This window comes from Variovorax sp. OV084 (assembly GCF_900111625.1).
Taxonomy (GTDB): Bacteria; Pseudomonadota; Gammaproteobacteria; order Burkholderiales; family Burkholderiaceae_C; genus Variovorax.
This window is the reverse complement of record NZ_FOII01000011.1, coordinates 53,874-79,122: the sequence shown is the minus strand read 5'-3', so window position 1 is coordinate 79,122 and position 25,249 is coordinate 53,874. Positions and strand designations below refer to the sequence as shown.

The following is a 25,249-nucleotide window of genomic DNA, read 5'->3' as shown; positions in this document are numbered from 1 at the left end:
ATGAAAAAAGCCCGCATCAGCGGGCTTTTTTCATTTGAGTCGAATGATGAGGCTCGACGTGTCCCAGCGTCGCCCGCCGGCCTGCTGAACATCGGCATAGAACTGGTCGACCAGCGCCGTCACCGGCACGCGCGCGCCGTTGCGCTTGGCCTCGTCGAGCACCAGGCCCAGGTCCTTGCGCATCCAGTCGACCGCGAAGCCGTAGTCGAACTTGCCTTCGATCATGGTCTTGCCGCGGTTTTCCATCTGCCAGCTCTGGGCCGCGCCCTTGCTGATGACGCCCAGCACAGCCTCCATGTCGAGCCCGGCGCGCTGGCCGAAGGCGATGGCTTCAGACAGGCCCTGCACCAGGCCCGCGATGGCGATCTGGTTCACCATCTTCGCGAGCTGGCCGGCACCGCTTTCGCCCAACAGCGTGACTGCGCGCGAGAACGCCATGGCCACGGGCTTGATGCGCTCGAACGCCGCCGCGTCGCCGCCGCACATCACGGTGAGCGCACCGTTCTGTGCGCCGGCCTGGCCGCCCGAGACCGGCGCGTCGATGAAGTACAGGCCCAGCGCCTGCGCGGCCTTGGAGAGTTCGCGCGCCACGTCGGCCGAGGCGGTCGTATGGTCGACCAGCACCGCGCCCTTCTTCATGCCGGCGAAAGCGCCGTCGCCGCCCAGTACCACTGAGCGCAGGTCGTCGTCGTTGCCGACGCAGCAGAACACGATGTCGGCGCCGGCGGCCGCTTCGCGCGGGGTGGCGGCATGGCGCCCGGGCGGGCCGAACTCGGCGGCCCAGGCCTGTGCCTTGGAGGGGGTGCGGTTGTAGACCGTGACGCTGTGGCCGGCCTTGGCCAGGTGGCCTGCCATGGGGCCGCCCATGACGCCGAGGCCGAGGAAAGCCACTGTCTGCGCGGGGACGGATTCGTAGGTGCGGGTGTTGATGCTGCTCATGGGGCGACAGCTTAAAGCCATTCCGCGACAGGTGCGATGGCCTAAACCTGTACGTGAACGTACAGGTTTGAGTAGAATGCCCCGACCATGACCGACCCGAGCCCCGCCAAGACCATCACCGTGCGCGATGCCGCGGCCCGGCTCGACGTGACGCCGCGCACGCTCAAGTACTACGAGGAGCTGGGCATCGTGGTGCCGGTGCGCAGCGAGGGCGGCTACCGCCTCTACGAGCAGGCTGACCTCGACAAGCTGGCGCGTGTGCTCCGCATGCGCTCGCTGGGTTTTTCGCTGACAGCCATCACCACGATGCTGCAGCAGCCGATGGAGGCGCCGGCCGAAGGCGGGCGCCCGCGGCTGTCGAACGCCTCGCTCAAGACGCTGCGCGAAACGCTCACCGGGCAGTTGGGCACGCTCGATGCGCGCGTGGCGCAGGTCCGCAGGGAGCTCAAGGAGGCGGCTTCGCTACAGGCTCAATTGCGGCGCGACCTCGACTATGTGGAGCGTCGCCTGGCCGGCGAGCCGGTGGAAGAGGCGCTCGAACAGCGCCGCAAGGAACGGCCGGCGTCATGAACACTTCGGCTCTGGCGCGGCCTTCGCGCGGCAATGCCGCGGCCGCGCTGCTGCCCTGGGCCATCGGCCTCGTCACGGCCATCGACTATTTCGACAACGCGCTGTTCGCCTTCTTCGCCAGCTACATCGCCGGCGGCGTCAACGCCTCGCCCGACGAACTCGTGTGGGCTTCGAGCGCCTATGCGCTGGGCGCGGTGCTCGGCATCCTGCATCAGCATGCGTGGATCGAGCGGCTGGGTTACCGGCGCTACCTGGCCGTCTGCATGTTCGCCTTTGCCCTGGGCGGCGTGGGCGCGGCGCTGTGCGACAGCTCGGTGCAGCTCACGCTCGCGCGCGCCGTGCAGGGCTACTTCGTCGGCCCGATGCTCGGCGCCTGCCGCATCCTGATCCAGATCGGCATTCCGCCCGCACGCCGCGCCAAGGCGCTGAAGGCGTTCATGGTGCTGATCGTCTTCGGCGGCGCTCTGGCGCCCATCGCGGGCGCCTTTCTCGTGACCAACTTCGATTGGCGCTGGCTGTTCGCGAGCACCGCGCCGGTTGCGGCGCTGATCGGGCTGCTCGTGCTCTGGACGCTGCCCGACATCGGCGACGTCGAGCCGCACGAGCGCACCGAGCCGCACTACGTCGCCTACGTGGTGTTCGCACTCGCGCAGGCTGCGCTGCAGGTGGTGCTGACGCGCTCGCACTTCGAGCTGTTCACCGGATCGCCAGCGCTGATCGGCCTCACCATCGCCGGCGTGGCGGGGCTCGCGTGGTTCGGCTGGCAGCAATGGCAGCACCCCGCGCCGCTGGTGCGGCTGCATGCACTGCGCAACGCATCGTTTCGCGTGGGGCTGGCGCTGTACGTCGTCTACTACTACCTCTCGACGGGCTTCAGCTACCTGCTGCCGCGGATGATGGAAGGCGGACTCGGCTTCACCGTGGGAAACACCGGCTATTTCACGGGCGCGGCCTCGCTCGCGACCGGGCTGCTGGTGTTCGTCTACCTGAAGTACTCGGCGCGGTTGGCGCGCAAGAAATGGCTCATCGTCACGGGCTTCGGTATTGCGGCGCTGGCGGCGTGGTGGCTGTCGCGGGTCACGCCGCAGGCGGGGCGCGAGGCCTTGCTGGTGCCGCTGCTGTTGCGCGGGCTGCTGATGCTGTTCGTCGTGCTGCCGGTGGCGAACCTCACTTTCAAGCCATTCGCGGCAGAGGAGTTCGCGCACGGCTACCGGCTGAAGAACCTCGTGCGCCAGTTGGCGATTTCATTCGCGACCTCGAGCGTGATCGCGCTGCAGCAGCACCGGCTGGCGCTGCACGAGGTGCGGCTCGGCGAATCGGCCAATCCCGCGAACGCGAGCTTCATGCAGGCGCTGGATTCGTTGACCCGTGGGTTCGCGGCGGCGGGCCACGCTGCCGGCGAGGCACATGCCATGGCGCTGGGCACGCTGTACCGCACGCTGGAACAGCAGGCCACGTTCATGGCCTCGCTGGACGGGTTCACCGCGATGGCGGTGGTTGCGCTGGCGGCGGGAATCTTCGCTGCGTGGCAGCGAACGATCGATTGACTGCCGCTCAAACGATCGCGAAGTGCTCCGTGCCTGCAGCCAGGTCGGTGCTGCGCGCACGCTGGCTGTTCAGCTTGATCTGCAGCCGCAGGTCGTTTGCCGAGTCCGCGTTGCGGATGGCATCTTCGAAGGTGATCGAGTGGCTTTCGAACAGGTCGAACAGCGCCTGGTCGAAAGTCTGCATGCCCAGGTTGCGGCTCTTGCGCATGATCTCCTTGATCTCGCCGACCTCGCCTTTGAAGATCAGGTCGGAAATCAGTGGCGTGTTCAGCAGCACTTCAACCGCGGCCACCCGGCCCTGGCCGTCTTCGGTTGGCACCAGCCGCTGCGAGACCAGCGAACGCAGGTTCAGCGACAGATCCATCAGCAGCTGTGCGCGGCGCTCTTCGGGGAAGAAGTTGATGATCCGGTCCAACGCCTGGTTGGCGCTGTTGGCGTGCAGCGTGGCCATGCAAAGGTGGCCGGTTTCGGCGAAGGCCACGGCATGCTCCATGGTCTCGCGGTCGCGGATTTCGCCCATCAGGATCACGTCTGGGGCCTGGCGCAGCGTGTTCTTGAGCGCGGCTTCCCAGCTGTCGGTATCGATGCCCACTTCGCGCTGCGTCACCACGCAGTTCTTGTGCGGATGCACGAACTCGACCGGGTCTTCCACCGTCACGATGTGGCCGTACGAATTTTCGTTGCGCCAGTCGATCATCGCGGCCAGCGTGGTCGACTTGCCCGAGCCCGTGGCGCCCACCATGATGGTGAGGCCGCGCTTGGTCATCGACACGTCTTTCAGAATCTGCGGCATGCCCAGGCCGTCGATGGTCGGCAGCTTGGCGGGAATGGTCCGCAGCACCATGCCGACCTTGCCCTGCTGCACGAAGGCGTTCACGCGGAAGCGGCCGATGCCGGTCGGCGAGATCGCGAAGTTGCATTCCTTGGTGCGCTCGAACTCCGCCGTCTGGCGGTCGTTCATGATCGAGCGCGTGAGCGCCAGCGTGTGCGACGCGCCCAGTGCCTGCTGCGACACCTTGGTGACCTTGCCGTCGACCTTGATGGCCGGCGGAAAGTCGGCGGTGATGAACAAGTCGCTGCCGTTGCGGCTCACCATGAGCTTGAGCAGGTCGTTGATGAACTGGCTGGCTTGATCGCGTTCCATGATGTCTGTGCTCCGAAGGGCTGTGGATCAGCCGGGGAAATTCTCGGGAATCTTCGCCTTGCCGCGGGCTTCTGCAGCCGAGATGGTATTGCGGCGCACCAGCTCTGTCAGGTTCTGGTCGAGCGTCTGCATGCCCGAGCCCTGGCCGGTCTGGATGGTGGAGTACATCTGCGCAACCTTGGCCTCGCGGATCAGGTTGCGGATGGCTGGCGTGCCCAGCATGATCTCGTGCGCCGCCACGCGGCCCTGGCCGTCCTTGGTCTTGCACAGCGTCTGCGAGATCACGGCCTGCAATGACTCCGACAGCATCGCGCGGATCATTTCCTTTTCCTCGCCCGGGAACACGTCGATGATCCGGTCGATGGTCTTGGCGGCCGACGAGGTGTGCAGCGTACCGAACACCAGGTGGCCCGTTTCGGCCGCGGTCATGGCGAGGCGGATGGTTTCGAGGTCGCGCAACTCGCCCACCAGGATGGCGTCCGGGTCTTCGCGCAGTGCGGAGCGCAGCGCGTTCGAGAACGACAGCGTCATCGGGCCCACTTCGCGCTGGTTGATCAGGCACTTCTTCGACTCGTGCACGAACTCGATCGGGTCTTCCACCGTGAGGATGTGGCCGTACTCGTTTTCGTTGAGGTAGTTGACCATTGCCGCCAGCGTGGTCGACTTGCCCGAGCCCGTGGGGCCCGTCACCAGCACCAGTCCGCGCGGCTTGAGCGCGAGTTCACCGAAAATCTTCGGCGCGTTCAACTGCTCCAGCGTCAGGATCTTCGAGGGAATGGTCCGGAACACCGCGGCCGCGCCGCGCGCCTGGTTGAAGGCATTCACACGGAAGCGCGCAAGGCCGTCGATCTCGAACGAGAAGTCGACCTCCAGGAACTCTTCGTAGTGCTTGCGGTGCGTGTCGCTCATGATGTCGTACACCATGGCGTGCACGCCCTTGTGATCGAGCGCGTCGACGTTGATGCGGCGCACGTCGCCGTTCACGCGGATCATGGGCGGCAGGCCTGCGGAAAGGTGCAGGTCGGAGGCTTTGTTCTTGACGCTGAACGCCAGCAATTGGGTGATGTCCACGGGGCTCCTCGGCTCGAGTTCGGTGACGTTTTGATACGATTTTGGACGATTATGACGATGATTGGCGACGACCTCCAGCAAGTAAACAGCCGGATCGCAAAGGCATGTGTAACGGCCGGCCGCGACCCGGGTGAGGTGCGGCTGCTGGCGGTGTCAAAGACCTTCGGGCCGGAGGCGGTGCGCGAGGCCCATGCGGCGGGCCAGTCGGCCTTCGGCGAGAACTACGTGCAGGAGGGGCTGGACAAGATCGAAGCCCTCGCCGATCTGCGCGCCACCCTCGAATGGCACTGCATCGGCCCTCTGCAAAGCAACAAGACGCGGCCCGTGGCCGAGCACTTCGACTGGGTCCACAGCATCGACCGGCTGAAGATTGCCGAGCGCCTGTCGGCCCAGCGGCCGACTCACCTGCCGCCGCTCAATGTATGCCTTCAGGTTAATGTGGACGGCGGCGCCAACAAGTCCGGCGTGCCGCCTGAAGAGGCACTGGCGCTGGCACGCGCTGTGGCGGCTTTGCCACAGCTGCGGCTGCGCGGGCTCATGGCGATCCCCGAACCGGCGGCGGACTTCGAGGCGCAGCGCGCGTTGTGCCTGCGCGCGCAAGCGGTGTACCAGTCGATTCGCGACGCGGGCATCGAACTCGACACGCTGTCGCTCGGCATGAGCGCTGATCTTGAAGCGGCGATCAGCGCAGGCAGCACGATGGTGCGTGTCGGCACGGCGATCTTCGGTGGGCGGGCACGCAAGCCCGCCTGAGGTCAGCTGGCGCGCTCACACCCCCAGCGGGAGGCGCGCGCTGCTCTTCACTTCTTCCATCACCGCATAAGTCCGCGTCTCGCGCACGCCGGGCAATTGCCACAGCACGGTGCCCGCGAACTCGCGGTAGGCGGCCATGTCGGCCATGCGGGTCTTGAGCAAATAGTCGAAGCCGCCCGCGACCATGTGGCATTCCATGATCTCGTCGCGCACCTGCACGGCGGCCTTGAACTGGTCGAACACATTGGGCGTGGTGCGGTCGAGCAGCACCTCGACGAAGACGGTGAAACCGCGGCCCAGCTTGTGCGGATCGAGCCGCGCCTCGTAGCCCAGGATGAAGCCGTCGCGCGTGAGCCGCTGCACCCGCGCCAGCACCGCGGTGGGTGAGAGCGCCACTGCCTCGGCCAGCTTGAGGTTGGTGATGCGGCCGTCCTCCTGAAGGATCTTCAGCAGCCGGAGATCGATGCGGTCCAGGTCGAGCATCAGAAGATTATCCGGCCCGAACGCTGATTGCTGGCGGAAGATGCGGCCTATGACCGCTGACCATAGGAGATAGAACCAAGGCGCTGGCGGCGGTCTACCCTGGCCTACCCAGGGCGCCGCCGTGCGCCGCCAGCTCTTTCGCGCGCTCTCAGCGAACCTGGGTCTGCGACTGTGCCGCCGCTTGCTGATTCTTGAGCTGGTCGACCAGTGCGCCGTAGGCGGGGCTCGCGCGCAGCTTGGTGTATTCGGCTGCCGCCTGGCGGTAGCCGGGCTTCGTCATATCGGCACCGGCTTCGCCGCTCTGCTGGGCCGCCAGGCCTGACTGGATCCACAGCCGCGTGTCGGCCGCCACCGCGGCGCGGGTGTTGGCCGAGACCACGACCGCCTCTTGCTGATAGCCGCTGGTGTAGCCCTGCGTGGGCGCGGTCTTCAGCCACTGCACTGCGTCGGCGGTCACCGCGGAGCGCGTCGTCGACGAGGTCAGCGGCACGGGACGCGGATCGCCCTCGGCGTAGTTGCCGGCGAAGCTCGGCGCTGCGATCACGCCCAGCAGGGCGGCGAGGGTGGCGGTGCCGAGCAGTCGGGTGGCGGAAGCTTGCTTGTTCATTCGGGACTCCTTGAGGGTGGTTGGGTTGCCTTGGTTGGTGAAGCCAACTCTACGAAGCGCATCCGCGGGGTCGATAACCCGTAGATGACGTTTCTGTCAGGTACATCGATGCGATGTGCCGCCCGGGGCTGCGAAACCAAACCTCTCTTGCATAACCGCCAGCGCGGCGCGCATAAGCCATGGCGCGACGCGCGGGAGAGGTCTATCGTTGCGGCCACCCGTTTAAACCAAGGGATCTCTCATGAGCGAAAAACTCTCCTTCGTCAATCCGACCGCGAACAGCCCATGGGGCACCTATCTTTCGCAGGTCGACCGCGTCGTGCCGTACCTCGGCCCGCTGGCCCGCTGGGTCGAAACCTTGAAGCGCCCTAAGCGCGCGCTGATCGTCGACGTGCCGATCGAGATGGACGACGGCACCATCGCCCACTTCGAGGGCTACCGCGTGCAGCACAACATGAGCCGCGGCCCGGGCAAGGGCGGCGTGCGCTTCCACCCCGACGTCACGCTCGAAGAAGTGATGGCGCTGTCGGCCTGGATGACCATCAAGACCGCGGCCGTCAACCTGCCGTACGGCGGCGCCAAGGGCGGCATCCGCGTCGACCCCAAGAAGCTGTCGCTGCAGGAGCTGGAAAAGATCACCCGCCGCTACACCAGCGAGATCGGCATCATCATCGGCCCGCACACCGACATCCCCGCGCCCGACGTCAACACCAACGGCCAGATCATGGCGTGGATGATGGACACCTACTCGATGAACGTCGGCGGCACCGCCACCGGCGTCGTTACCGGCAAGCCGCTGCACCTGGGCGGCTCGCTGGGCCGCGTCAAGGCCACGGGCCGCGGCGTGTTCGTCACCGGCCGTGAAGCCGCTCGCCGCCTGGGCATGGACCTGCGCGGTGCGCGCATCGCCGTGCAGGGCTTCGGCAACGTGGGCTCGGTCGCGGCTGAACTGTTCGCGGAAGCCGGCGCCAAGATCGTCGCGGTGCAGGACCACACCGGCACCATCGTCAACACCAACGGCCTCGACCTGGCCAAGCTGATCCCGGTGGCCAACAAAGACGGCGTGGTCGCCTTCAAGGCCGGCGGCGACATCGTGCCGAACGAAGACTTCTGGAACGTCGCCTGCGACATCCTGATCCCGGCCGCACTCGAAGGCCAGATCACTGCCGAGCGCGCACAGAAGACCACCGCCAAGCTGGTGCTCGAAGGCGCCAACGGCCCCACGGTGCCGACCGCCGACGACATCCTCGCCGAGCGCGGCGTGCTGGTCGTGCCCGACGTGATCTGCAACGCCGGCGGCGTGACCGTGAGCTACTTCGAATGGGTGCAGGACTTCTCGTCCTTCTTCTGGGACGAAGACGAGATCAACGTGCGCCTCGACCGCATCATGATGAACGCGCTGAACCAGATCTGGGACACGGCGGACAAGCACAAGATCACGCTGCGCACGGCGACGTATGCGGTGGCTTGCGAGCGCATCCTGATGGCTCGTCAAGAACGCGGCCTGTACCCCTGATGATTTCTTGACGCTCGGGGACGGTACGCTCGGGGGATGAGCACCATCCCCGCGCAGAAACTTCCTCCTCTCCCAGCGGACAGCGCCGCCCGCCTGCAGGCCCTGATGGCCGGCGGGCAGCGCAAGCTGCTGGGGCTGGTCGGCGCACCCGGCGCGGGCAAGTCCACGCTCGCGGCGGCGCTGCTCCAGTCGGTGGGTGCAGATCGCGCCCAGGTCGTCCCCATGGACGGCTTCCACCTCGCCAACGTCGAGCTGCAACGGCTCGGCCGCTCCGGCCGCAAGGGCGCGCCCGACACCTTCGACAGCGCCGGCTATGTCGCGCTGCTGCAGCGCCTGCGCGAGCAGCGGCCCGATGGCGACATCGTCTACGCCCCCGAATTCCGCCGTGAGATCGAGGAGCCGATTGCCGGCGCCATTGCGGTGCTGCCGACGACTCAACTCGTCATCAGCGAAGGCAACTACCTGCTGCACGACGTCGGCCCGTGGGCTGGCGCGGCGGCGATGTTCGACGAGGTCTGGTACGTGGACATCGACGATGCGGTGCGTGAGGAGCGCCTGGTGCGGCGCCACCAGCAGTTCGGCCGCAGCGCCGAGGAGGCGCGCGCCTGGGTGGCGAGCACCGATGCGCCCAATGCACGGCTGATCGCGGCGACGCGGGCGCGCGCGCATCACGTGCTGCCCTGGTCCTGAAAATCTCGCGCGGCAGGGAACGCTGGCGCGCGGGCGCGCTCGAAGCCTTGCCGGCAAGGCGCCGGTTAGCATTCGCCGCTCCATGCCGTCCATGCACCTCACTTCTTTCCCAGTTGTTCGCGCCCGGGTTCTCGTACTCGGCCTGCTGTCCGCCCTTGTACTTGCCGGCTGCGGCAGCACATCGCGCCGTGTGAACTACGAGCCCGAAGCCTTCGGCTCGACCACCACCCATACCCGCGACTACGAGGCCACCGAGGCCCAGACCTGCGAGGCCGCGCGCCGCGCGCTGCTGAGCCAGGGCTACATGATCACGGCTGCCAACGCCGACCTCGTGACCGGGCGCAAGAGCTTCCAGCCGGCGGCCGAGGTGCATGTCGAGGTCGAGTTCCGGGTGGTCTGCGCTCGCGAGAGCACAAGAAGCGGCAAGGCCAGCAAGAGCACCGTGGCTTTTGCGACCGCGCTGCAGGACCGCTATGGCATCAAGAAGGTGAACAACTCGGCCAGCCTGGGCGTGGGCGCGATCGGCTCGCTCTCGCTGCCGTTCTCGGGCAGCGACGACGCGATGGTGAAGGTCGCGAGCGAAACGCTGACCGACGAGCGCTTCTACGACCGCTTCTTCGCGCTGCTCGACCGTTTCCTCGAAGGCCCGGAAGCGGAGGACGAAGCCGGGGCGCCCGCGGAAACAACGCCGGTCGCCTCGCCGCCTGCTCCCGCCGCTGCCCAGCCCGCCGTCACCTATCCGGTGAACTCGTCGCCGAACCGGGGCTGACGCCGGGCTCCAAAGTACCAAGATACGTCTTACAATCTGGGCATGGCTTCCACCATCCCGGATCCGGCGCAATGCGCCTCGCGCCTTCGCACTTCGGTGTCGCAGCTGACGCGCCAGTTGCGCAGCGGCAGCGCCGCGCCCGACGGCCCTAGCGTGGCCAAGCTCAGCGTGCTCGGCCAGTTGCATCGGCATGGGCCGTGCACGCCCACCACGCTGGCAGGGCTCGAACGCGTCAAGCTCCAGTCGCTGACCCGGCTGCTGGCCGAGCTGGAAGCCGAAGGCTGGATCGGCCGAACGCCGCACCCGACAGATGGGCGCCAATGGCTGCTGTCTCTCACGGCCGAGGGCATACGCCGCCTGAAGGCGCTCATGCGTTCGCGCGAGGCGGCATTGGCCGAGGTGATCAGCGCCACGCTCGATGCCGATCAGCGCGCCTTGCTGCTGCGGGCCTGCGGGCTGATCGACGGCATCGCCGCCGCGCTGGAAAGCAGCGATCCACCGGCGCCAGGAGCATGAACGGCGCCCCGGCACTGCAACGCCTGACTGGCCCCTGGCGCCACGGCCGCTGGCGTCCCGGCGTACAACTGGCAGCGGCGGTGGCCATCGCCTGGGGTGTAGCCACAGCGTTGCACCTGCCCGAAAGTTTCTGGGCGGTGATGAGCGTGCTGATCGTCATGCGCCCGAGCGCCGGCTCCACGCTCGATGCCGGATGGAACCGCGTGAGCGGCACGGCCGCCGGCGCGCTGTGCGGCCTGGCCGGTGTCTATCTGCAGCACCACGGCGCGCCGATGCTGGCGACCACGCTTGCCGTCGTCATGTTGCTGGCGTTTGCCAGCGCGGCCGCGCCGGGCTTGCGCAGCGCACCGGTGGCCGCGTTGATCATCCTGTCGGCCGGCGGTATTCCCGGCCATTCGGCGCTGCAGGTTGCGCTGCTGCGCATGGCGCAGATCGGCATCGGCGTGGGAGTGGCGCTGGCGGTTTCGACGCTCGTGTCCGAGTACCACGCGGGCGCGCGTTTCGACGAGGGCTGCGCCGCGTTGCTGCACGGCATCGCGAAACGCATGGCCGCTGCGCGAAGGCCTGCCGGTGCCGAGGCGGAGCGCATTCACGCGGGCACGCGCGCGTCGCTGGGCCGGCTGGCCGTGCTGGCCGGCGGCGCTGACCTGGAGGCGCGGTGGTGGCGCCGCGGCACCGCCGGGGGGCGCAGCGCCTATCGCGACAAGGCCCGGCTGGCGGCGCGCATCTTCCAGGACGCCGTGGTGCTGGATCGTGTGTTCCGGCAGATGCAGGGCGCGCAGGCCGACGCCGCATGGCGCGAAGCGGCGCAGGCTGCCGGTGCCGCAGTCGCCGGCATGGCCGATGCGCTCGCGGGCAAGGGCACGCCACCGGACCTCGATGGGCTCGACCGCTGCGCGCAGGCGTCGCAAGACTCCCTGTCGAATGCACTCCTGGCCGCGCCCCTGAGCCTGCTGCTGGACGACCTGCGCAACTTGCAGAGTGCTCTTGTTCGCCCACTGCCGGAGCGGCCCACCCACTAGAATCTTCCGAAAATCAATCGTTTCGGAGAGGGACGGGCATGGAAGATCAGTCGCAGGACGCGCGCTACGCGCCTCCGCAATCCCATGTGGAGGACGTGCTGCAGCCGGGCCAGACGCAGCCCGGCGAACTCGCAACGCGCGGCACGCGCTTCCTCGCCGCGATGCTCGATGCCGGCATCTCCATCGCCGTGATATGGCTCCTGGCGAAGTTCACACCCATCAACCTCTGGGAGGACGACGGCCTCGGACTCTGGGAGCCACGCATCTCCAGCGCGGCCTCCGGCATCGTTCTCTACCTCGTTCTGCACGGCTATCTGCTGGCCACTCGCGGCCAGACCATCGGCAAGGCGCTGTTCAAGATCCGCATTGCCCGGCCCGATGGTTCGCGGGCGCAGATCGGACGCATCCTGGCCCTGCGCGACGGCCCGGCGTTCTTCACGACCATCTGGCCGTTGCTCGGGCCGATCTACGTGCTGATCGACAGCCTCTTTATCTTCCGTGCGTCGCGCCGCTGCCTGCACGACCAGATCGCCGACACCGTCGTGTTGCAGGCCTGAGCGAGCGCTTCGCCAGTGCGCCTCGACACGCTCTACACCGCCGAGACCCCGGAAGGCATCGCGCTCTCGCTGCGCCCGGCCGGCCTCGTCGCGCGCGGGCTGGCGTATCTCATCGACTTCGCGATCCGGCTCGGCATCTTCACCGTGATCTCCATCGCCGTCGGCATGATGGGCAAGATGGGCTTCGGCATCCTGCTCATCAGCTACTTCTGCCTCGAGTGGCTCTACCCCGTGATCTTCGAACTCACGCGCGCGGCGGCCACGCCCGGCAAGCGCGTGATGGGGCTGCGCGTGGTGATGGACTCGGGCCTGCCCGTGACGCCTGCCGCCGCGCTCACCCGCAACCTGCTGCGCGCGGCCGATTTCGTGCCGGCCTTCTACGGCGCGGGCATCGTGTCGATGCTGTGGCGGCGCGACAGCAAGCGGCTGGGTGACCTGGCCGCCGGCACGCTGGTGGTGTTCAGCGACCACGTGAGCCTGCACGGCGAGGTGCCCGCGGCCGAACCGCAGGCCCCCGCACGGCCGCTGTCGGCGCGCGAGCAGATGGCCATCGTCTCGTGGGCCGGTCGCGCGACGCGCCTGACCCCCGAGCGCTTCGACGAACTCGCCCGCGTCGCCGAACCGGTGCTGGGCCCCGACACTTCCGGCGCCTCCGCGTCGCAACGCCTGCTGGGCGTTGCGCAGTGGGTGCTGGGCCGCCGCGCCGGCGCCGATGCGCGAGGAGGCGGGCGATGACGCCACTCGATTTCGAAGCAGCCTACGCGCCGCTGTGGACCGAACTCGAGGCCGTCATCCGCGTGGCCGAGACCAAGCGCAAGTTCGACGGCGCGCGGCTCGCCACGCTGTACCGCCGCGTGTGCGAGCACCTGGCGCTGGCGCAGGCGCGCGCCTACCCCATTCACCTCACCCAGCGGCTCGAAAGCCTGACCCAGAGTGCGCACCGCCTGATCTACCGGCAGCACGACTACGGTCTGGCGCGCTTCGCCCGGCTGGCGCTGGTCGACTTTCCCGAGGCGGTGCGGGCGCATCGCGTCTACCTGCTGGTGTCCGCGCTGATGTTCTTGCTGCCCCTGTTGGCGGCGGGCTGGGCGGCCTACCGCGACCCGGGCTTCATCCTGCACCTGCTCGATGCCAGTGCCGTGCAGCAGTTCGATTCCATGTACAGCGACAGTGCCGAGTCGCTGGGCCGCACGCGCAGCGCGGGCGACGACTGGCAGATGTTCGGCTTCTACATCATGCACAACATCGGCATCGGCTTTCGCTGCTTCGCGGCCGGCATATTCGCCGGCGTGGGCAGTGCCGCGGTGGTGGTGTTCAACGGCGTGCAGATCGGCGCGGTCGGCGGCTACCTGATCGCGGCGGGGCATGCCGAGAACTTCTGCTCCTTCGTCATCACGCACTCGGCCTTCGAGCTCACGGCCATCGTGCTGGCGGGCGCGGCCGGCCTGCGGCTCGGCTACGCGTGGGTTGCGCCCGGCCGCTACACGCGGCTCGAGTCGCTGCGGCTGGCCGCGCGCCATGCCGTGGTGATCGTCTACGGCGTCATCGGGCTGCTGCTGGTCGCCGCCGCGATCGAGGCCTTCTGGTCGTCGGCGCGTTGGATCGCGCCGGCCGTGAAGTACGGCGTGGGCGGCGCCTGCTGGGTGCTGGTGCTGGCGTACCTGGGCTGGCAGGGCCGGCCGCGCGCCGCTGCTGCTGCAAAGGCTGAAGACCGTGCAGGTTGACGGCCTCGCCATCGCGCTGCGACCACGGCCCATGGCCGAGGCTGCGGATCTGGGCGCCCAGCTGGTGCGCAGCCATGCGCGCTCGGTGTGGCGAACCTTCCTGCCGGTGTACGTCGTGACCGTGCTGCTGGCGCTCTGCACGGTCGAGATCGCCGGCTGGCTGCCCAGCCTGCTGATCTTCTGGCTCAAGCCCTGGTTCGACCGCAGCCTGCTGTTCGTTCATTCGCGCGCGGTGTTCGGGCAGGAGACGCGCTGGTCCGACCTCTGGCAAAACCGCCGCGCGGTGTGGGGCGGGCAACTGCTGCGCACGCTGCTGTGGCGGCGGTTTTCGCCCTGGCGTTCATTCACACAGGCAATCGACCAGCTCGAAGGCCAGCGCGGCAGCGCCCGGCGCAAGCGGCGCACGCAGTTGCTGCGCGGACGGCGCGGCGCGGCTACGGGCATGCAGATGGTGTTCGCCAACGTGGAGATGGCGCTCGACATCTGCCTGCTGTCGCTGCTGTTCTGGTTCGCGCCGGAGGGCAGCGCGAAGGATCTGTTCGGTTGGCTCACGCAGTCGGACGTTCCGCTGCAGAGCCTGCTGACGGCGGGGGCCTATGCGCTCGTCGTCGGCGTGCTGGAGCCGTTCTACGTGGCGGCCGGTTTTGCGATGTACCTCAACCGCCGGGTAGAGCTCGAAGCGTGGGACATCGAGCAGGAGTTCCGCCGTGGGTTCCGCTGACACCTCCAGGCTTTGCGCACTTCGTATCGCGGCGGCTGTGTTGGCTGTGTGCGCCATCGTCGCGATGACGCCGCCGGCAGTCGCTGCCGAGGCCCCGACCCGCGAACAGGTGAAGACCGCAGTCGACAAGGTCCGCGCCGATCCGAACATGCCCGGCACCAAGACCGAAAGAAAGCTGCGCTTCAAGGAACGCGACGACGAAGAGGAAGACGAACCCGAGAAGAAGACCGACAGCCTCGACTGGCTGCGCGATTTCATCAGGTCGGTGGCCGAGGGCGCGCGCTGGCTCATCTGGGGGCTGGGCGCGCTGGCGCTGGCCTGGCTGGTGGTTCGCCTGCGCCGCTGGATGCAGGTGCGTGCCGGCGGTGCCCGGCCCGGCAAGGAACTGCTGCCCAGCCATGTCGGCAGCCTCGACATCCGGCCCGAAAGCCTGCCCGACGACATCGGCAATGCCGCGGCCGCACTCTGGCAGCGCGGCCAGCACCGGCCCGCACTGTCGCTGCTGTACCGCGGTGCACTGTCGCGCCTCGTGCACGCGCACGGGGTGCCGGTGCGAGCCGCGAGCACCGAGGGCGAATGCATGCTGCTCTCCGCGACCCGGCTGGCGCCCGATGCACAGGCCTTCTTCGTGCGGCTGGTCGGGGTCTGGCAACTGGGGGCGTACGGCGGTCGGCTGCCTTCCACCGCGCAGGTGCTGGCGGTCTGCGGCGAGTTCGATCGGCACCTTTCCGCCGCCGTGCCGGCCGTCGCCGATCTGAAGGGCGCCGTCGCATGAACGCCTGGCTGGTTCGCATCGGCTCGGTGCTCGTGCTGGCGGCAATCGGCTTCTGGCTGGTCTCCGCCACCGAATGGGCCGACACCGAAATACCGACGCCCGCGAGCGGCGAGGCCAAGAAGAATTCGTTCTACGGCGCGCAGGTGATGCTGCGCGAGCTCGGCGTCCAGGTGGTCAAGCACGACAGCCTCGACACCATGCCTCCCGCGCAGGCACGGCTGGTGCTCGCCTCCAGCCACTGGGACATGTTCCCCGAGCGCGAACAGCGCCTGCGCCAATGGGTCGAGCAGGGCGGGCACCTCGTGATGCCCAGCCACCTCGTCAACAGCGACCTGCTTGAAGGCTGGATCCCGCTGGTCCGCGAAAAGCCGCCCGCCGGGGACGAGAAGAAAGAGTCGAAAGAGCCGTCCAGACCCAGGAAGCGACTGCCCAAGTCGCAATTTGCCGAACCCGCCAAGGACGCGGATTGCCATGCGGTGACCGAGCCCGAAACCGTGCCCGCGAGCTTCACAGGTGGCCGCAGCTTCCGCATCTGTACCTGGTGGTCGCCAGCGCGCTACCGGCCCGCCGACAAGCAGCCGCCGCCCCTGTGGACCGTGCTCGGCGCGAAAGGCACCGAAGCGATCCGCGTGCAGGTCGGCCGCGGCACCGTCACCGTGATGCCCTGGGGCCTGTGGCACAACGCGAGCCTGACGCGCGGCGACAACGCGCTGTTCGCCGTTGCCGCGGTGCAGGCGCGCAGCGGCGCCGAAGTCTGGTTCGTTGCCGAGGAAACGCGCGAACCCTTCCTGCGCTGGATCTGGAACAAGGGCTGGGCGGCCCTGCTCGTGGGCCTGCTGGCGCTGGCTGTTGCGCTTTGGCGAGCGGCCGTGCGCTTCGGGCCGCTGGCGCCCTCGGCCGGCACGCATCGGCGTTCCATGGCCGAGCAGGTGCGCGGCACCGCCGGCTTCCTGCACATGCACGGCGCCGACGCGCTGCACGCCGCGCAGCTGCGCGCGCTGAACGAATCCGCCGGCCGCCAGCTGCGCGGCTATGCGCGCCGCGATGCCGCCGCGCGCGCCGCCGCCATCGCGCAGGCCACCGGGCTGGAGGCGGCCATGCTCGTTCGGGCGATGGGCGAGCGGGCTCGCCATGCCGGCGCCATGTCGGTCGACCTGGAGGTGCTGGAAACCGCGCGCCGGCGGCTCGACGCCCACGGGCCGTTCATGCCTTCACCTTCTTCTTCAACCACATCCTGAACCGAGAGACGCTCATGCAAGCCATCCAACCCGAAGAACTGACGCGTGCGGCCCAGTGGCTGCAGACGCTGCGCGCCGAGGTCGGCCAGGCCGTGGTCGGCCAGCTCGAGGCGGTCGACCAGACGCTGATTGCGCTGGTTGCTTCGGGCCACGTGCTGATCGAAGGCGTGCCGGGGCTCGGCAAGACCCTGCTTGCCCGGGCGCTGGCGCAGGCCATGACGCTGCGCTATGCGCGCGTGCAGTTCACCCCCGACCTGATGCCCTCGGACATCACGGGCCACGCGGTGCTCGACCTCGCCGCGCGCGGCGAGAGCAGCCTCGGCACGCTGCGCGTGCACCAGGGCCCGGTGTTCACCAACCTGCTGCTGGCCGACGAAATCAACCGCGCGCCGGCCAAGACCCAGAGCGCGCTGCTCGAAGTCATGCAGGAGTACCAGGTCACGCTCGAAGGCACGGCCATGCCGCTGCCGCGCCCATTCATGGTGATGGCCACGCAGAACCCGATAGACACCGAAGGCACCTACCCGCTTCCGGAGGCACAGCTCGACCGCTTCCTGCTGAAGATCGACATCGGCTTTCCGAGCCACAGCGAAGAGAACGCCATCGTGCAGCTGACCACGCGCCAGCGTGCCGGCAACCAGTTTCCGCTCGAGGCCGTGCGCCCCTGCCTCGACGAGGCGCAGGTGCTCGAACTGCAGCGGCTGGCCTGCCTGGTGCAGGCCGACGAGCGCGTGATCGACTACGCGGTGCGCATCGCGCGCGCCACGCGCGACTGGCCGGGCCTCTCGTCCGGCGCCGGGCCGCGCGGAACCATGGCCCTGGTGCGCGCCGCCCGCGCCGCCGCGCTGATGGCCGGGCGCGACTTCATCACGCCCGACGACGTGGCGCGCCAGGCGCTGCCCGCACTGCGGCACCGCGTGATGATCTCGCCCGACGCGCAGCTCGAAGGCCTGGGCGTCGACACCCTGCTGCGCGCCGCCCGCGACAGCGTAGAGGCACCAAGGCTCTAGGCCCGCGGATGCGCGCTGCTGTTCCGATCCCCGCGCGTGCGGCCGTGCTGGCGCTGGCCGGCCTGACCGTGGCCGCGTCCGTGGCGCTGCTGCTGGGCGTGCCGGTGGGCTACGTCGCCATCGCGGCGGGCGTGCTGCTTGCGCTGGGGCTCGTGCTGGCGGGCGTCGATCTCTGGCAGAGCCTGCGCCTGTGGCGCGCCGCGCCGTTGCGCATCGAGCGCAGCCTGCCCGGCGCCTTCTCGCTCGGCGTGCCCACGGTGCTCACGCTCACGCTGGTGAACGAAGGCGCGCAGGCCTGGCAGGTGTCGGTGTTCGACGAGCTCGACGCCCACTTCACCTTCGAGGGCCTGCCGCAGACCGTCGCCGTGCCGGCGCTCTCGCAGGTTGCGCTGCGCTACACCGCTACCGCAACGCAGCGCGGCGTCGCGCAATTCGGCGCCACCCAGCTGCGCTGGCGTACCCGCTTCGGCTGCTTCGACATGCGCCAGACGCTGGGCGAACCGCGCCGGCTGCGCGTGTATCCCAACTTCGCCGCGCTGGCGCGCTACGCGTGGCTGTCGGGCGACCGGCGGCTGGCGCAGATCGGCATCAAGACCTATGCGCAGCGCGGGCTCGGCACCGACTTCCGTCAACTTTCTGACTACAAGACCGGCGACTCGCTGCGCCACATCGACTGGAAAGCCACGCAGCGCCAGCGCCGGCCCATCGTGCGCGAGTTCCAGGACGACCGCGACCAGTGCGTGCTGTTCCTGCTCGACTGCGGCCGCCGCATGCGCGCCGACGAGGGCGCGCTGGCGCTGAAGGCCAACAGCCACTTCGATGAGGCGCTCAATGCGCTGATGCTGCTGAGCTACGTGGCGCTGAAGGAAGGCGACGAGGTCGGCGCCATGACTTTCGGCTGCCCTGCCGAAGAGCGGCGCGACTTCGCCCCGCGCAAGGGCACCGCCACCCTCAACGCGCTGATGAACCGGCTGCACGACATCCAGCCCGGCGCCACCCATTCGGACTACCTCCTGGCCGCGCAGGAAATGCTGCGCGTGCAGAAACGGCGCGCACTGGTCATCGTGCTGACCAACTTCCGCGACGAGGACGCGGCCGAGCTGCGCCCTGCAATCAAGCTGCTGCGCCGCAAGCACCTCGTGCTGGTCGCGAGCCTGCGCGAGCGCGTGCTCGGCCGCATCGCCAGCCAGCCGCTGGTGCATGCGCGCGACGCCGTCGATGTTGCGGCGGCGCATCTGTTCGAGCAGTCGCGCCGCGATGCTTTTGCGCGGGTGGTCGGCAACGATCCGCTCTCGGTAGACGTGGAGCCGGCCGACCTCGCGGTAGCGTTGGTGAACCGCTATCACGCCGTCAAAAGGGCTGGTCTTTTGTAAAGGTCTTTGCCCAAAATGTGAACTTCACAACAGAGGAGAGAGAAAAGCACATGACCGAGATGACCAATCCCTATGCCGCGCCCCGCGCCACGGTAGCCGATGTGTACGAGGGCGATGCGGGCGTCCAGCCCGTGAAGCTGTGGTCCGCCAAGGGCCGCATCGGGCGGGCGCGCTTCCTGGCGTACACGATGTTTTCGTACATCATCTTCATCGTCGCGGCCACCTTGCTGGGTTTCATCCTCGGCATCGCCGGCCTCGGGCGTTCCGAGGGGCTGATCGTGGCGCTGACCTTCCTGCTCGCGATTCCGTACTTCGTCTTCTACGTGCTCACGGGCATCCAGCGCTCGCACGACATGGACTGGTCGGGCTGGATGCTGTTCCTGGCGCTGATCCCGCTGGTCGCGCTGATCTGGATCTTCAAGTCGGGCACCAAGGGCAGCAACCGCTTCGGCGCGCCGCCGCCGCCCAACACCACCGGCGTGCTGATCGGCGCATGGCTGCTGCCCGTCATCGTGGGGCTCGGCATCGTCGCGGCCATTGCGCTGCCGGCCTACCAGGGCTACGTGACGCGGGCCAAGGCCGCGCAGGTCGAGCGCCCCTGACCTGAAGAACTCCTAGCGCACCAGCGTCGACTTGCCGAAGAGGCTCTCGATGAGTTCGACGGCCACTTCCGCCGTCTGGTTGCGCACATCGAGCGCCGGGTTCAGCTCCACCACGTCGAGCGAGCCCAGCCGCCCGGTGTCCGCGATCATTTCCATGCACAGCTGCATCTCGCGGTAGGTCGGCCCGCCGCGCACGCCGGTGCCCACGCCGGGCGCGTCCGCCGGGTCGAGGCAGTCGAGGTCGAAGCTCACGTGCAGGTGCGTGTCTTCGTCCACGTCCTGCAGTGCCTCTGTCATGGTCGTGCGCATGCCGTGCTCGTCGATGTGGCGCATGTCGAACACGCTCAGGCCCAGCGTGCGAATGGCTTCCTTCTCGTCGCCGTCCACGCTGCGGATGCCGATGAAGCGGATGGCGTCGTGCTGCAGCGCCGCGCGCTCGCCGCTCCAGCCCGTGAGCACGGCCGGCCCGTGGCCCAGCAGGCATGACACCGGCATGCCGTGCAGGTTGCCGCTGGGGCTCGTGGTCTCGGTGTTGACGTCGGAGTGCGCGTCGAGCCACAGCACGCGCAGCTTCTTGCCGCGCTTGCGCGCATGCCACGCGACCGCGCTGATCGAGCCGATGGCCAGGCAATGGTCACCGCCCAGCATCACCGGCACGTTGCTGGCACCCAGCGCGGTGTCGACGGCCGCGTACACCGAGCGGTTCCAGGCGATCACTTCGTCGAGGTGGCGCAACCCGTTGGTCGGCGGCGCCCAGGGCGTGGCCGGGCCCGCGAGGTTGCCGCGGTCGATGACTGTGTAGCCCTGCCGCACCAGCGCCTCGGGCAGGCCCGCAACGCGCAGCGCGTCGGGCCCCATGCCGGCGCCGCGCACGCTGGCGCCGATGTCGGTCGGCGCGCCGATCAGTTCGAGGGTGACGGGGGTGCTGCTGACGTTGCTCATCACGGCTTCTCCAGGTGTTGCCACAGGTACGCGTAGCCCAGTGCGTCCATGAAAGCGGATTCCTTGTTGTCCGTTGCAGCGCTGTGGCCGCCTTCCAGGTTCTCGTAGAAGCTGCTGTCGTACCCCAGCGCCACCATCTTTGCGTGCATCTTGCGCGCATGCACCGGGCCCACGCGGTCGTCGCGCGTGGAGGTGGTGAAGAGGGCGGGCGGGTATGCTTGGCCCGGCTTCGCGTTCTCGTAGGGCGAGAAGGTCTGGATGAATTCCCACTCGTCGGGCTGGTCGGGGTCGCCGTATTCCGCGATCCACGAGGCGCCCGCCGACAGGTGCGTGTAGCGCCGCATGTCGAGCAGCGCCACCTCGCTCACGACGGCGCCGTAGAGCTTCGGGTACAGCGTGAGCATGTTGCCCATCAGCAGGCCGCCGTTGCTGCCGCCCATCGCGCCCAGGTGCCCGGGCGAAGTGATCTTTCGGGCGAACAGGTCTTCGGACACGGCCGCGAAGTCTTCGCAGGTACGCAGCCGGTTCTCCTGCAGTGCGGCCTGGTGCCAGCGCGGGCCGTACTCGCCGCCGCCGCGGATGTTGGCGATGACGTACACGCCGCCCTTGTCGAGCCACGCACGGCCGATGCTGCCGCTGTAGCTCGGCTGCAATGAAATCTCGAAGCCGCCATACGCGTACTGCAGCGTGGGGTTCTTGCCGTTGGCCTGCAGGTCTTTGGCCGCAATCTCGAAGTAGGGCACGCGCGTGCCGTCCTTCGAGGTCGTGAAATGCTGGCTCACGCGATAGCGCGAGGCGTCGAAGAAGGCGGGGCTGTCCTTCAGCACCTCGGGCTCGCCCTGGCCGATGGTGCCAATGTAGAGCGTGGTCGGCTGCAGGAAGCCGCTCACGGTGAGGAAGTAGTCGTCGTTCTCGTCCTCGTCGATGCCGCCCGCCGCGATGGTGGAGAGCGCGGGCGCGCCGCCGAGGCTTTCACGCGTCCACGCACCTTTGCCGTTCGATGGCGGCGTGAGCACTTCGAGGCGGTTCACCACGTCGTGCATCACGTTGACGATCAGGTGGTTGCGCGTCCACGAGTGGCTGTCGAGTGCGGTCGTGTCGTCGGGCTCGAACAACACGGTGAGCTCGCGCCGGCCCGCCATGTAGTCGTCGAACTTCGCGGCCAGCAGCGAGCCCGACTTGAAGGTGGTGCCGCCCACGGTCCAGTCGGTGCGCGGCTCGATCAGCATCCACTCGCGCGTGATCTCGGCCAGCGAATCGTCGGGCACGTCGATCTTGGCGAGCTTGCCGTCGGCGCCGCGCAGCCAGGTTTCGCTTTCGTAGAAGTCGATCTGGCGCGAGACGAAGTCGCGTTCGAAGCCGGGCGAGTTGTCGCGGTAGGCGCTGACGGACATGTCCTCGTGCGCGCCTTCGTACACCGTCACCGCGCCGGCCAGCGGCGTGCCGCGCTTCCATTCCTTCACGATGCGCGGGTAGCTGGAGCTGGTCATCGAGCCGGGGCCGAAGTCGGTGGCCACATAGAGGTGGTCGATGTCTTTCCAGCCCACGTGGTTCTTGGCCTCGGGCAGCGAGAAGCCGCCTTCGACGAACTGCTTGGTTTCGAGGTCGAACTCGCGCACCACGTCGGCATCGGCGCCGCCGCGCGACAGCGAGATCAGGCAGCGCCTGTAGTCGGGCTCCAGGCAGTCGGCGCCGTGCCAGACCCAGTTCTCCTTGTCGGCTGCGGCCAGCGCGTCGAGGTCGATCACCGTCTCCCACACGGGCTGCGGCTTGCGGTATTCATCGAGCGTGGTGCGGCGCCACAGGCCCTTGGTGTGATCCTTGTCGCGCCAGAAGTTGTAATAGAAGCGCGGGCCGATCTTGCGGACCATCGGAATGCGGTCGTCCGAGTCGAGCACCTCGAGGATGCCCTGCTGGAGCGCCTCGAACGCGGGCGACTGCGCATAGGCCTGCACGGTGAGCGCGTTCTGCGCGCGCGCCCAGTCGAGCTGCTTCTCGCCGTCGATGTCCTCGAGCCAGAGGTTGTCGTCCTGATGCTGCTGCGGGGAGGGGCTGGATGTCATGGCCGCAGTGTACGGAGCCTGTGTGAAACGGGCGATGTGAGCAGTTGTTGCCCTGCCCGCCGGGCACCTGGCACTTTTTCGCTACTTCGGGCAAACCCCTGTCTCGCGGGTGCCTTCCCCCGGTGGAAACACTGAAGAACCAGAGGCCCACGAACGCGATGCCCGCGCTATCCTGCCTAGCGGCGCATGCCCCACCAAGGAGACACAACACATGAAACACCTGAGCGGTCTTGATGCCACCTTCCTGCACCTGGAAACGCCGGAAATGCCGATGCACGTGGGCTCCCTGAACGTGCTCGACCTGCCCAAGGGCTACAAGGGCGACTTCTACGAAGACGCCAAGAACTTCATGGCCAGCCGCATCCACCTGGCCGACGTGTTCACGCGCAAGCTCGCGCTGATGCCCTTCGACATGACCAACCCGGTGTGGGTCGAGGACGACGACATCGACCTCGACTATCACGTGCGCCACATCACGCTGCCCAAGCCCGGAACCAACCGGCAGTTGCAGCAATACGTGGCCCGGCTGCATTCCTCGCTGATCGACCGCAGCCGGCCGATGTGGGAGTTCTACATCATCGACGGCCTCAAGAGCGGCCAGGCGGCGCTCTACACCAAGGTGCACCATGCGGGCATCGACGGACAGGCCGGCGTGGAAGTAGGCAAGGCCATCTTCGACCTCGAGGCCACCGGCCGCGTGGTGAAGCCGCCGCGTTCGCGTCCGCGCAGCAGCGGCTACCAGCTGGGCATGGCCGAACTCGCCACCGCTGCGCTGCGCAACACCGCGCAGCAGTACGTGAAGCTCTTCAAGATGGCGCCCGCCATCGCGCGCGCCATCGGCGGCCTCGCCAAGCCCGACGAGAAGGCGGCCGAGAAGGACACGGCCGCCGCACCGAAGAAGTTCAACCTCTTCGCGCCGCGCACCTCGCTCAACGTGTCGATCACCAACCAGCGCACCTTTGCCGGCCGCACCATCTCGCTGGCCGAGACCAAGTACATCGCCAAGCACTTCGGCGTGTCGCTCAACGACGTGGTCATGGCCACGGTGGCCGGCGCGCTGCGCCACTACCTGGCCGACAACAACGAGCTGCCGGCCAAGCCGCTGGTGGCCGGCGTACCGGTGAGTCTGCGCGAAGCGGGCGACCAGACAGCCAACAACCAGGCCAGCATGATCCTCGTGAGCCTGGCCACCGACATCACCGACCCGGTGCAGCGGCTGAAGGCGATCAACGCGTCGTCGACCTCGTCGAAGTCGACCATGAACCGCTTCAAGGCCGTGATCCTCGACGACTTCCCGACCTTCGCCGCGCCCTGGCTGGTGTCGGGCATCGCGTCGATGGTGGGGCGCTCCGGCATCGTCAACCTGCTGCCGCCTGCGGCCAACGTGGCTATCTCGAACGTGGCCGGCGCGCCGTTCCCGATGTACTTCGCGGGCGCGCTCGTCACCTGCTACTACCCGGTGTCGATCGCCAGCCACGGCACGGCGCTCAACGTCACGGTGCAGAGCTACAACGGCCGCATGGACTACGGCCTGATCGCCTGCCGCCGCGCCGTGCCCGACATCACCGAGATCGGCGACTACCTGCTGGCCGAGCACAAGCTGTTGATGGAGCTGACGCAGAAGCACCCGGCCGCCGCCGGTGCAGCGCCCGCGCCGGTGCCGGCGAAGACGATCGAGGAGCCGTCGGACGAGGCCGGGCACGCGCCCGTCGCCGCTGCAAAGAAGAAACCTGCCGCGCGCAAGAAGGCTCCAGTCAAGGTCGCAGCGAAGAAGGCGCCCGTGAAAGCAGCTGCAAAGGCACCGGTCAGGACCGCGGCAAAGAAAGCCACGCCCAAGCCGCCGGCCCGCAAGGCCGCGCCGGCCAAGCGCTCCGGCAGCCCCAGGGCCGCTGCGGCATGATCGGCGCACGGAGCCCGGCCTGCTGAAAGAAAATTGGGGCAGTTGGACTAGTTTTCCGACCGTTCTAGTTTTTCAGGCCTAGGCCCCACAGAAGAAGATAGGCCCATCGCGAAAGACATACCGTTTCCTTCGCGAACCTTTCAACTTCAAGGAAATCACCATGTCCACGCAAACCACCATCGCTTCCGCAGCTGTTCACGTCGTCGGCCAATACAACGACGCTGGCAAGACCCTGGTCGGCGTTTACCGCACCGGCGTGCATCGCCTCCTGGGCGGCGCAGCTTCGCGCTACAGCAACTTCCTCGGCAGCCGCCAGATTCCGCTGGTGAGCGAGCAGGTCAAGGCCAACCTGATCGGCGCGCAAGAAAAGATCAACGGCTTCCTGGCCAACCGCCTGGACATCGACACCAGCCGCATCGTGAACGTGATGGACCGCGTTGCCGCCGGCACCACCAGCGGTATCGAATCGGTCGCCAGCCGCGTGGCTCGCGTCGAATCGCCGGTCGCCACCTCGGTGATCAACGCCCTGGGCGCGCTGAACCAGCCGATCGCCACCGTCTCGGTGCAGATCGCCGACAAGATCGTCGCCGGCACCAAGCAGATCGAAGCCCGCGTGAGCGGCGCCGAAGAAGCCAAGCCGGTTCGCACGGTGAAGGCCAAGGCTGCCGCCGCCAAGAAGCCGGTTCGCCGCGCTGCTGCCCGCAAGGCGGCCTGACC

The 25,249-nt window shown here is 68.1% G+C and carries 26 protein-coding genes; 19 read left to right on the top strand and 7 right to left on the bottom strand.

Annotated features, from left to right (window positions below; translation table 11 throughout):
* Positions 1-30: 30 nt before the first annotated feature.
* Complete coding sequence (locus BMW87_RS23680; RefSeq protein ID WP_093078987.1) at positions 31-939, bottom strand: NAD(P)-dependent oxidoreductase; 909 nt, start codon at positions 937-939, stop codon at positions 31-33.
* 87 nt (positions 940-1,026) lie between these two features.
* On the opposite strand from BMW87_RS23680, the gene BMW87_RS23675 reads away from it, so the two are divergent.
* Both BMW87_RS23675 and BMW87_RS23670 read left to right on the top strand, forming a co-directional pair.
* Positions 1,027-1,509, top strand: a complete 483-nt coding sequence (locus BMW87_RS23675) for a MerR family transcriptional regulator (RefSeq protein WP_093078986.1) — start codon at positions 1,027-1,029, stop codon at positions 1,507-1,509.
* The gene (locus BMW87_RS23670; RefSeq protein ID WP_093078984.1) at positions 1,506-3,056 is read left to right on the top strand and encodes an MFS transporter; all 1,551 of its coding nucleotides are present in this window, start codon (positions 1,506-1,508) and stop codon (positions 3,054-3,056) included. The genes BMW87_RS23675 and BMW87_RS23670 overlap by 4 nt, the downstream gene beginning before the upstream one ends.
* A gap of 7 nt (positions 3,057-3,063) precedes the next feature.
* Here the strand turns inward: BMW87_RS23670 and BMW87_RS23665 are convergent, their stop codons facing one another.
* Positions 3,064-4,200 carry a PilT/PilU family type 4a pilus ATPase gene (locus BMW87_RS23665; protein WP_093057686.1) on the bottom strand — a complete coding sequence of 379 codons (1,137 nt, stop codon included), beginning with the start codon at positions 4,198-4,200 and terminating at the stop codon, positions 3,064-3,066.
* Positions 4,201-4,227: 27 nt separating this feature from the next.
* Complete coding sequence (locus BMW87_RS23660) at positions 4,228-5,271, bottom strand: type IV pilus twitching motility protein PilT (protein WP_007833310.1); 1,044 nt, start codon at positions 5,269-5,271, stop codon at positions 4,228-4,230.
* Between the two features lie 51 nt (positions 5,272-5,322).
* On the opposite strand from BMW87_RS23660, the gene BMW87_RS23655 reads away from it, so the two are divergent.
* Positions 5,323-6,024: a YggS family pyridoxal phosphate-dependent enzyme gene (locus BMW87_RS23655; protein ID WP_093078983.1), complete on the top strand. Its 702-nt coding sequence runs from the start codon at positions 5,323-5,325 to the stop codon at positions 6,022-6,024.
* Positions 6,025-6,039: 15 nt separating this feature from the next.
* Here the strand turns inward: BMW87_RS23655 and BMW87_RS23650 are convergent, their stop codons facing one another.
* Together BMW87_RS23650 and BMW87_RS23645 are read right to left on the bottom strand one after the other, a co-directional pair.
* Entirely contained in the window at positions 6,040-6,507 is a 468-nt protein-coding gene (locus BMW87_RS23650; RefSeq protein WP_093057684.1) for an Lrp/AsnC ligand binding domain-containing protein, read from the bottom strand.
* 148 nt (positions 6,508-6,655) lie between these two features.
* Positions 6,656-7,114, bottom strand: a complete 459-nt coding sequence (locus BMW87_RS23645; RefSeq protein ID WP_093078981.1) for a hypothetical protein — start codon at positions 7,112-7,114, stop codon at positions 6,656-6,658.
* Between the two features lie 241 nt (positions 7,115-7,355).
* Between BMW87_RS23645 and BMW87_RS23640 the strand changes: the two genes are divergently transcribed.
* The 14 genes from BMW87_RS23640 to BMW87_RS23575 all read left to right on the top strand — a co-directional run bounded on the left by BMW87_RS23640 (position 7,356) and on the right by BMW87_RS23575 (position 19,627).
* Positions 7,356-8,630 (top strand): Glu/Leu/Phe/Val family dehydrogenase, encoded by a 1,275-nt coding sequence (locus BMW87_RS23640; protein ID WP_093057682.1) that lies wholly within the window; start codon positions 7,356-7,358, stop codon positions 8,628-8,630.
* Positions 8,631-8,666: 36 nt separating this feature from the next.
* Positions 8,667-9,320 (top strand): nucleoside/nucleotide kinase family protein, encoded by a 654-nt coding sequence (locus BMW87_RS23635; protein ID WP_093078980.1) that lies wholly within the window; start codon positions 8,667-8,669, stop codon positions 9,318-9,320.
* Between the two features lie 91 nt (positions 9,321-9,411).
* Positions 9,412-10,089 (top strand): DUF2242 domain-containing protein, encoded by a 678-nt coding sequence (locus BMW87_RS23630; protein WP_371258849.1) that lies wholly within the window; start codon positions 9,412-9,414, stop codon positions 10,087-10,089.
* A 42-nt stretch (positions 10,090-10,131) separates the two neighbouring features.
* A complete protein-coding gene (locus BMW87_RS23625; RefSeq protein WP_093078977.1) occupies positions 10,132-10,605 on the top strand; it encodes a MarR family winged helix-turn-helix transcriptional regulator in 474 nt (157 codons plus the stop codon).
* On the top strand, positions 10,602-11,627 hold the full coding sequence (locus tag BMW87_RS23620) for an FUSC family protein (RefSeq protein WP_093078975.1): 1,026 nt from the start codon (positions 10,602-10,604) through the stop codon (positions 11,625-11,627). Before BMW87_RS23625 ends, BMW87_RS23620 begins: the two co-directional genes overlap by 4 nt.
* A gap of 38 nt (positions 11,628-11,665) precedes the next feature.
* The gene (locus tag BMW87_RS23615) at positions 11,666-12,184 is read left to right on the top strand and encodes an RDD family protein (RefSeq protein ID WP_093057677.1); all 519 of its coding nucleotides are present in this window, start codon (positions 11,666-11,668) and stop codon (positions 12,182-12,184) included.
* Positions 12,185-12,199: 15 nt separating this feature from the next.
* Positions 12,200-12,919: an RDD family protein gene (locus tag BMW87_RS23610; protein WP_093057676.1), complete on the top strand. Its 720-nt coding sequence runs from the start codon at positions 12,200-12,202 to the stop codon at positions 12,917-12,919.
* Positions 12,916-13,908 carry a stage II sporulation protein M gene (locus tag BMW87_RS23605; protein ID WP_093078974.1) on the top strand — a complete coding sequence of 331 codons (993 nt, stop codon included), beginning with the start codon at positions 12,916-12,918 and terminating at the stop codon, positions 13,906-13,908. Before BMW87_RS23610 ends, BMW87_RS23605 begins: the two co-directional genes overlap by 4 nt.
* On the top strand, positions 13,898-14,629 hold the full coding sequence (locus tag BMW87_RS23600; RefSeq protein ID WP_093078972.1) for a hypothetical protein: 732 nt from the start codon (positions 13,898-13,900) through the stop codon (positions 14,627-14,629). Before BMW87_RS23605 ends, BMW87_RS23600 begins: the two co-directional genes overlap by 11 nt.
* On the top strand, positions 14,616-15,404 hold the full coding sequence (locus BMW87_RS23595; RefSeq protein ID WP_256216884.1) for a DUF4129 domain-containing protein: 789 nt from the start codon (positions 14,616-14,618) through the stop codon (positions 15,402-15,404). Before BMW87_RS23600 ends, BMW87_RS23595 begins: the two co-directional genes overlap by 14 nt.
* Positions 15,401-16,642 (top strand): DUF4350 domain-containing protein, encoded by a 1,242-nt coding sequence (locus BMW87_RS23590; RefSeq protein ID WP_093078971.1) that lies wholly within the window; start codon positions 15,401-15,403, stop codon positions 16,640-16,642. Before BMW87_RS23595 ends, BMW87_RS23590 begins: the two co-directional genes overlap by 4 nt.
* Before the next feature lie 14 nt (positions 16,643-16,656).
* Positions 16,657-17,652: an AAA family ATPase gene (locus tag BMW87_RS23585; RefSeq protein WP_093078969.1), complete on the top strand. Its 996-nt coding sequence runs from the start codon at positions 16,657-16,659 to the stop codon at positions 17,650-17,652.
* A gap of 8 nt (positions 17,653-17,660) precedes the next feature.
* Complete coding sequence (locus BMW87_RS23580; protein WP_093078967.1) at positions 17,661-19,025, top strand: DUF58 domain-containing protein; 1,365 nt, start codon at positions 17,661-17,663, stop codon at positions 19,023-19,025.
* A 50-nt stretch (positions 19,026-19,075) separates the two neighbouring features.
* Complete coding sequence (locus tag BMW87_RS23575) at positions 19,076-19,627, top strand: DUF805 domain-containing protein (RefSeq protein WP_093057670.1); 552 nt, start codon at positions 19,076-19,078, stop codon at positions 19,625-19,627.
* Between the two features lie 12 nt (positions 19,628-19,639).
* On the opposite strand, the gene rocF is transcribed toward BMW87_RS23575, so the two are convergent.
* Entirely contained in the window at positions 19,640-20,569 is a 930-nt protein-coding gene (gene rocF / locus BMW87_RS23570) for an arginase (protein ID WP_093078965.1), read from the bottom strand.
* Positions 20,569-22,632 (bottom strand): prolyl oligopeptidase family serine peptidase, encoded by a 2,064-nt coding sequence (locus tag BMW87_RS23565; RefSeq protein ID WP_093078963.1) that lies wholly within the window; start codon positions 22,630-22,632, stop codon positions 20,569-20,571. Before BMW87_RS23565 ends, rocF begins: the two co-directional genes overlap by 1 nt.
* A 211-nt stretch (positions 22,633-22,843) precedes the next feature.
* Between BMW87_RS23565 and BMW87_RS23560 the strand changes: the two genes are divergently transcribed.
* Together BMW87_RS23560 and BMW87_RS23555 are read left to right on the top strand one after the other, a co-directional pair.
* Positions 22,844-24,532, top strand: a complete 1,689-nt coding sequence (locus BMW87_RS23560; protein ID WP_093057667.1) for a WS/DGAT/MGAT family O-acyltransferase — start codon at positions 22,844-22,846, stop codon at positions 24,530-24,532.
* Between the two features lie 160 nt (positions 24,533-24,692).
* A complete protein-coding gene (locus tag BMW87_RS23555; protein ID WP_093078961.1) occupies positions 24,693-25,247 on the top strand; it encodes a hypothetical protein in 555 nt (184 codons plus the stop codon).
* Positions 25,248-25,249: the final 2 nt, after the last annotated feature.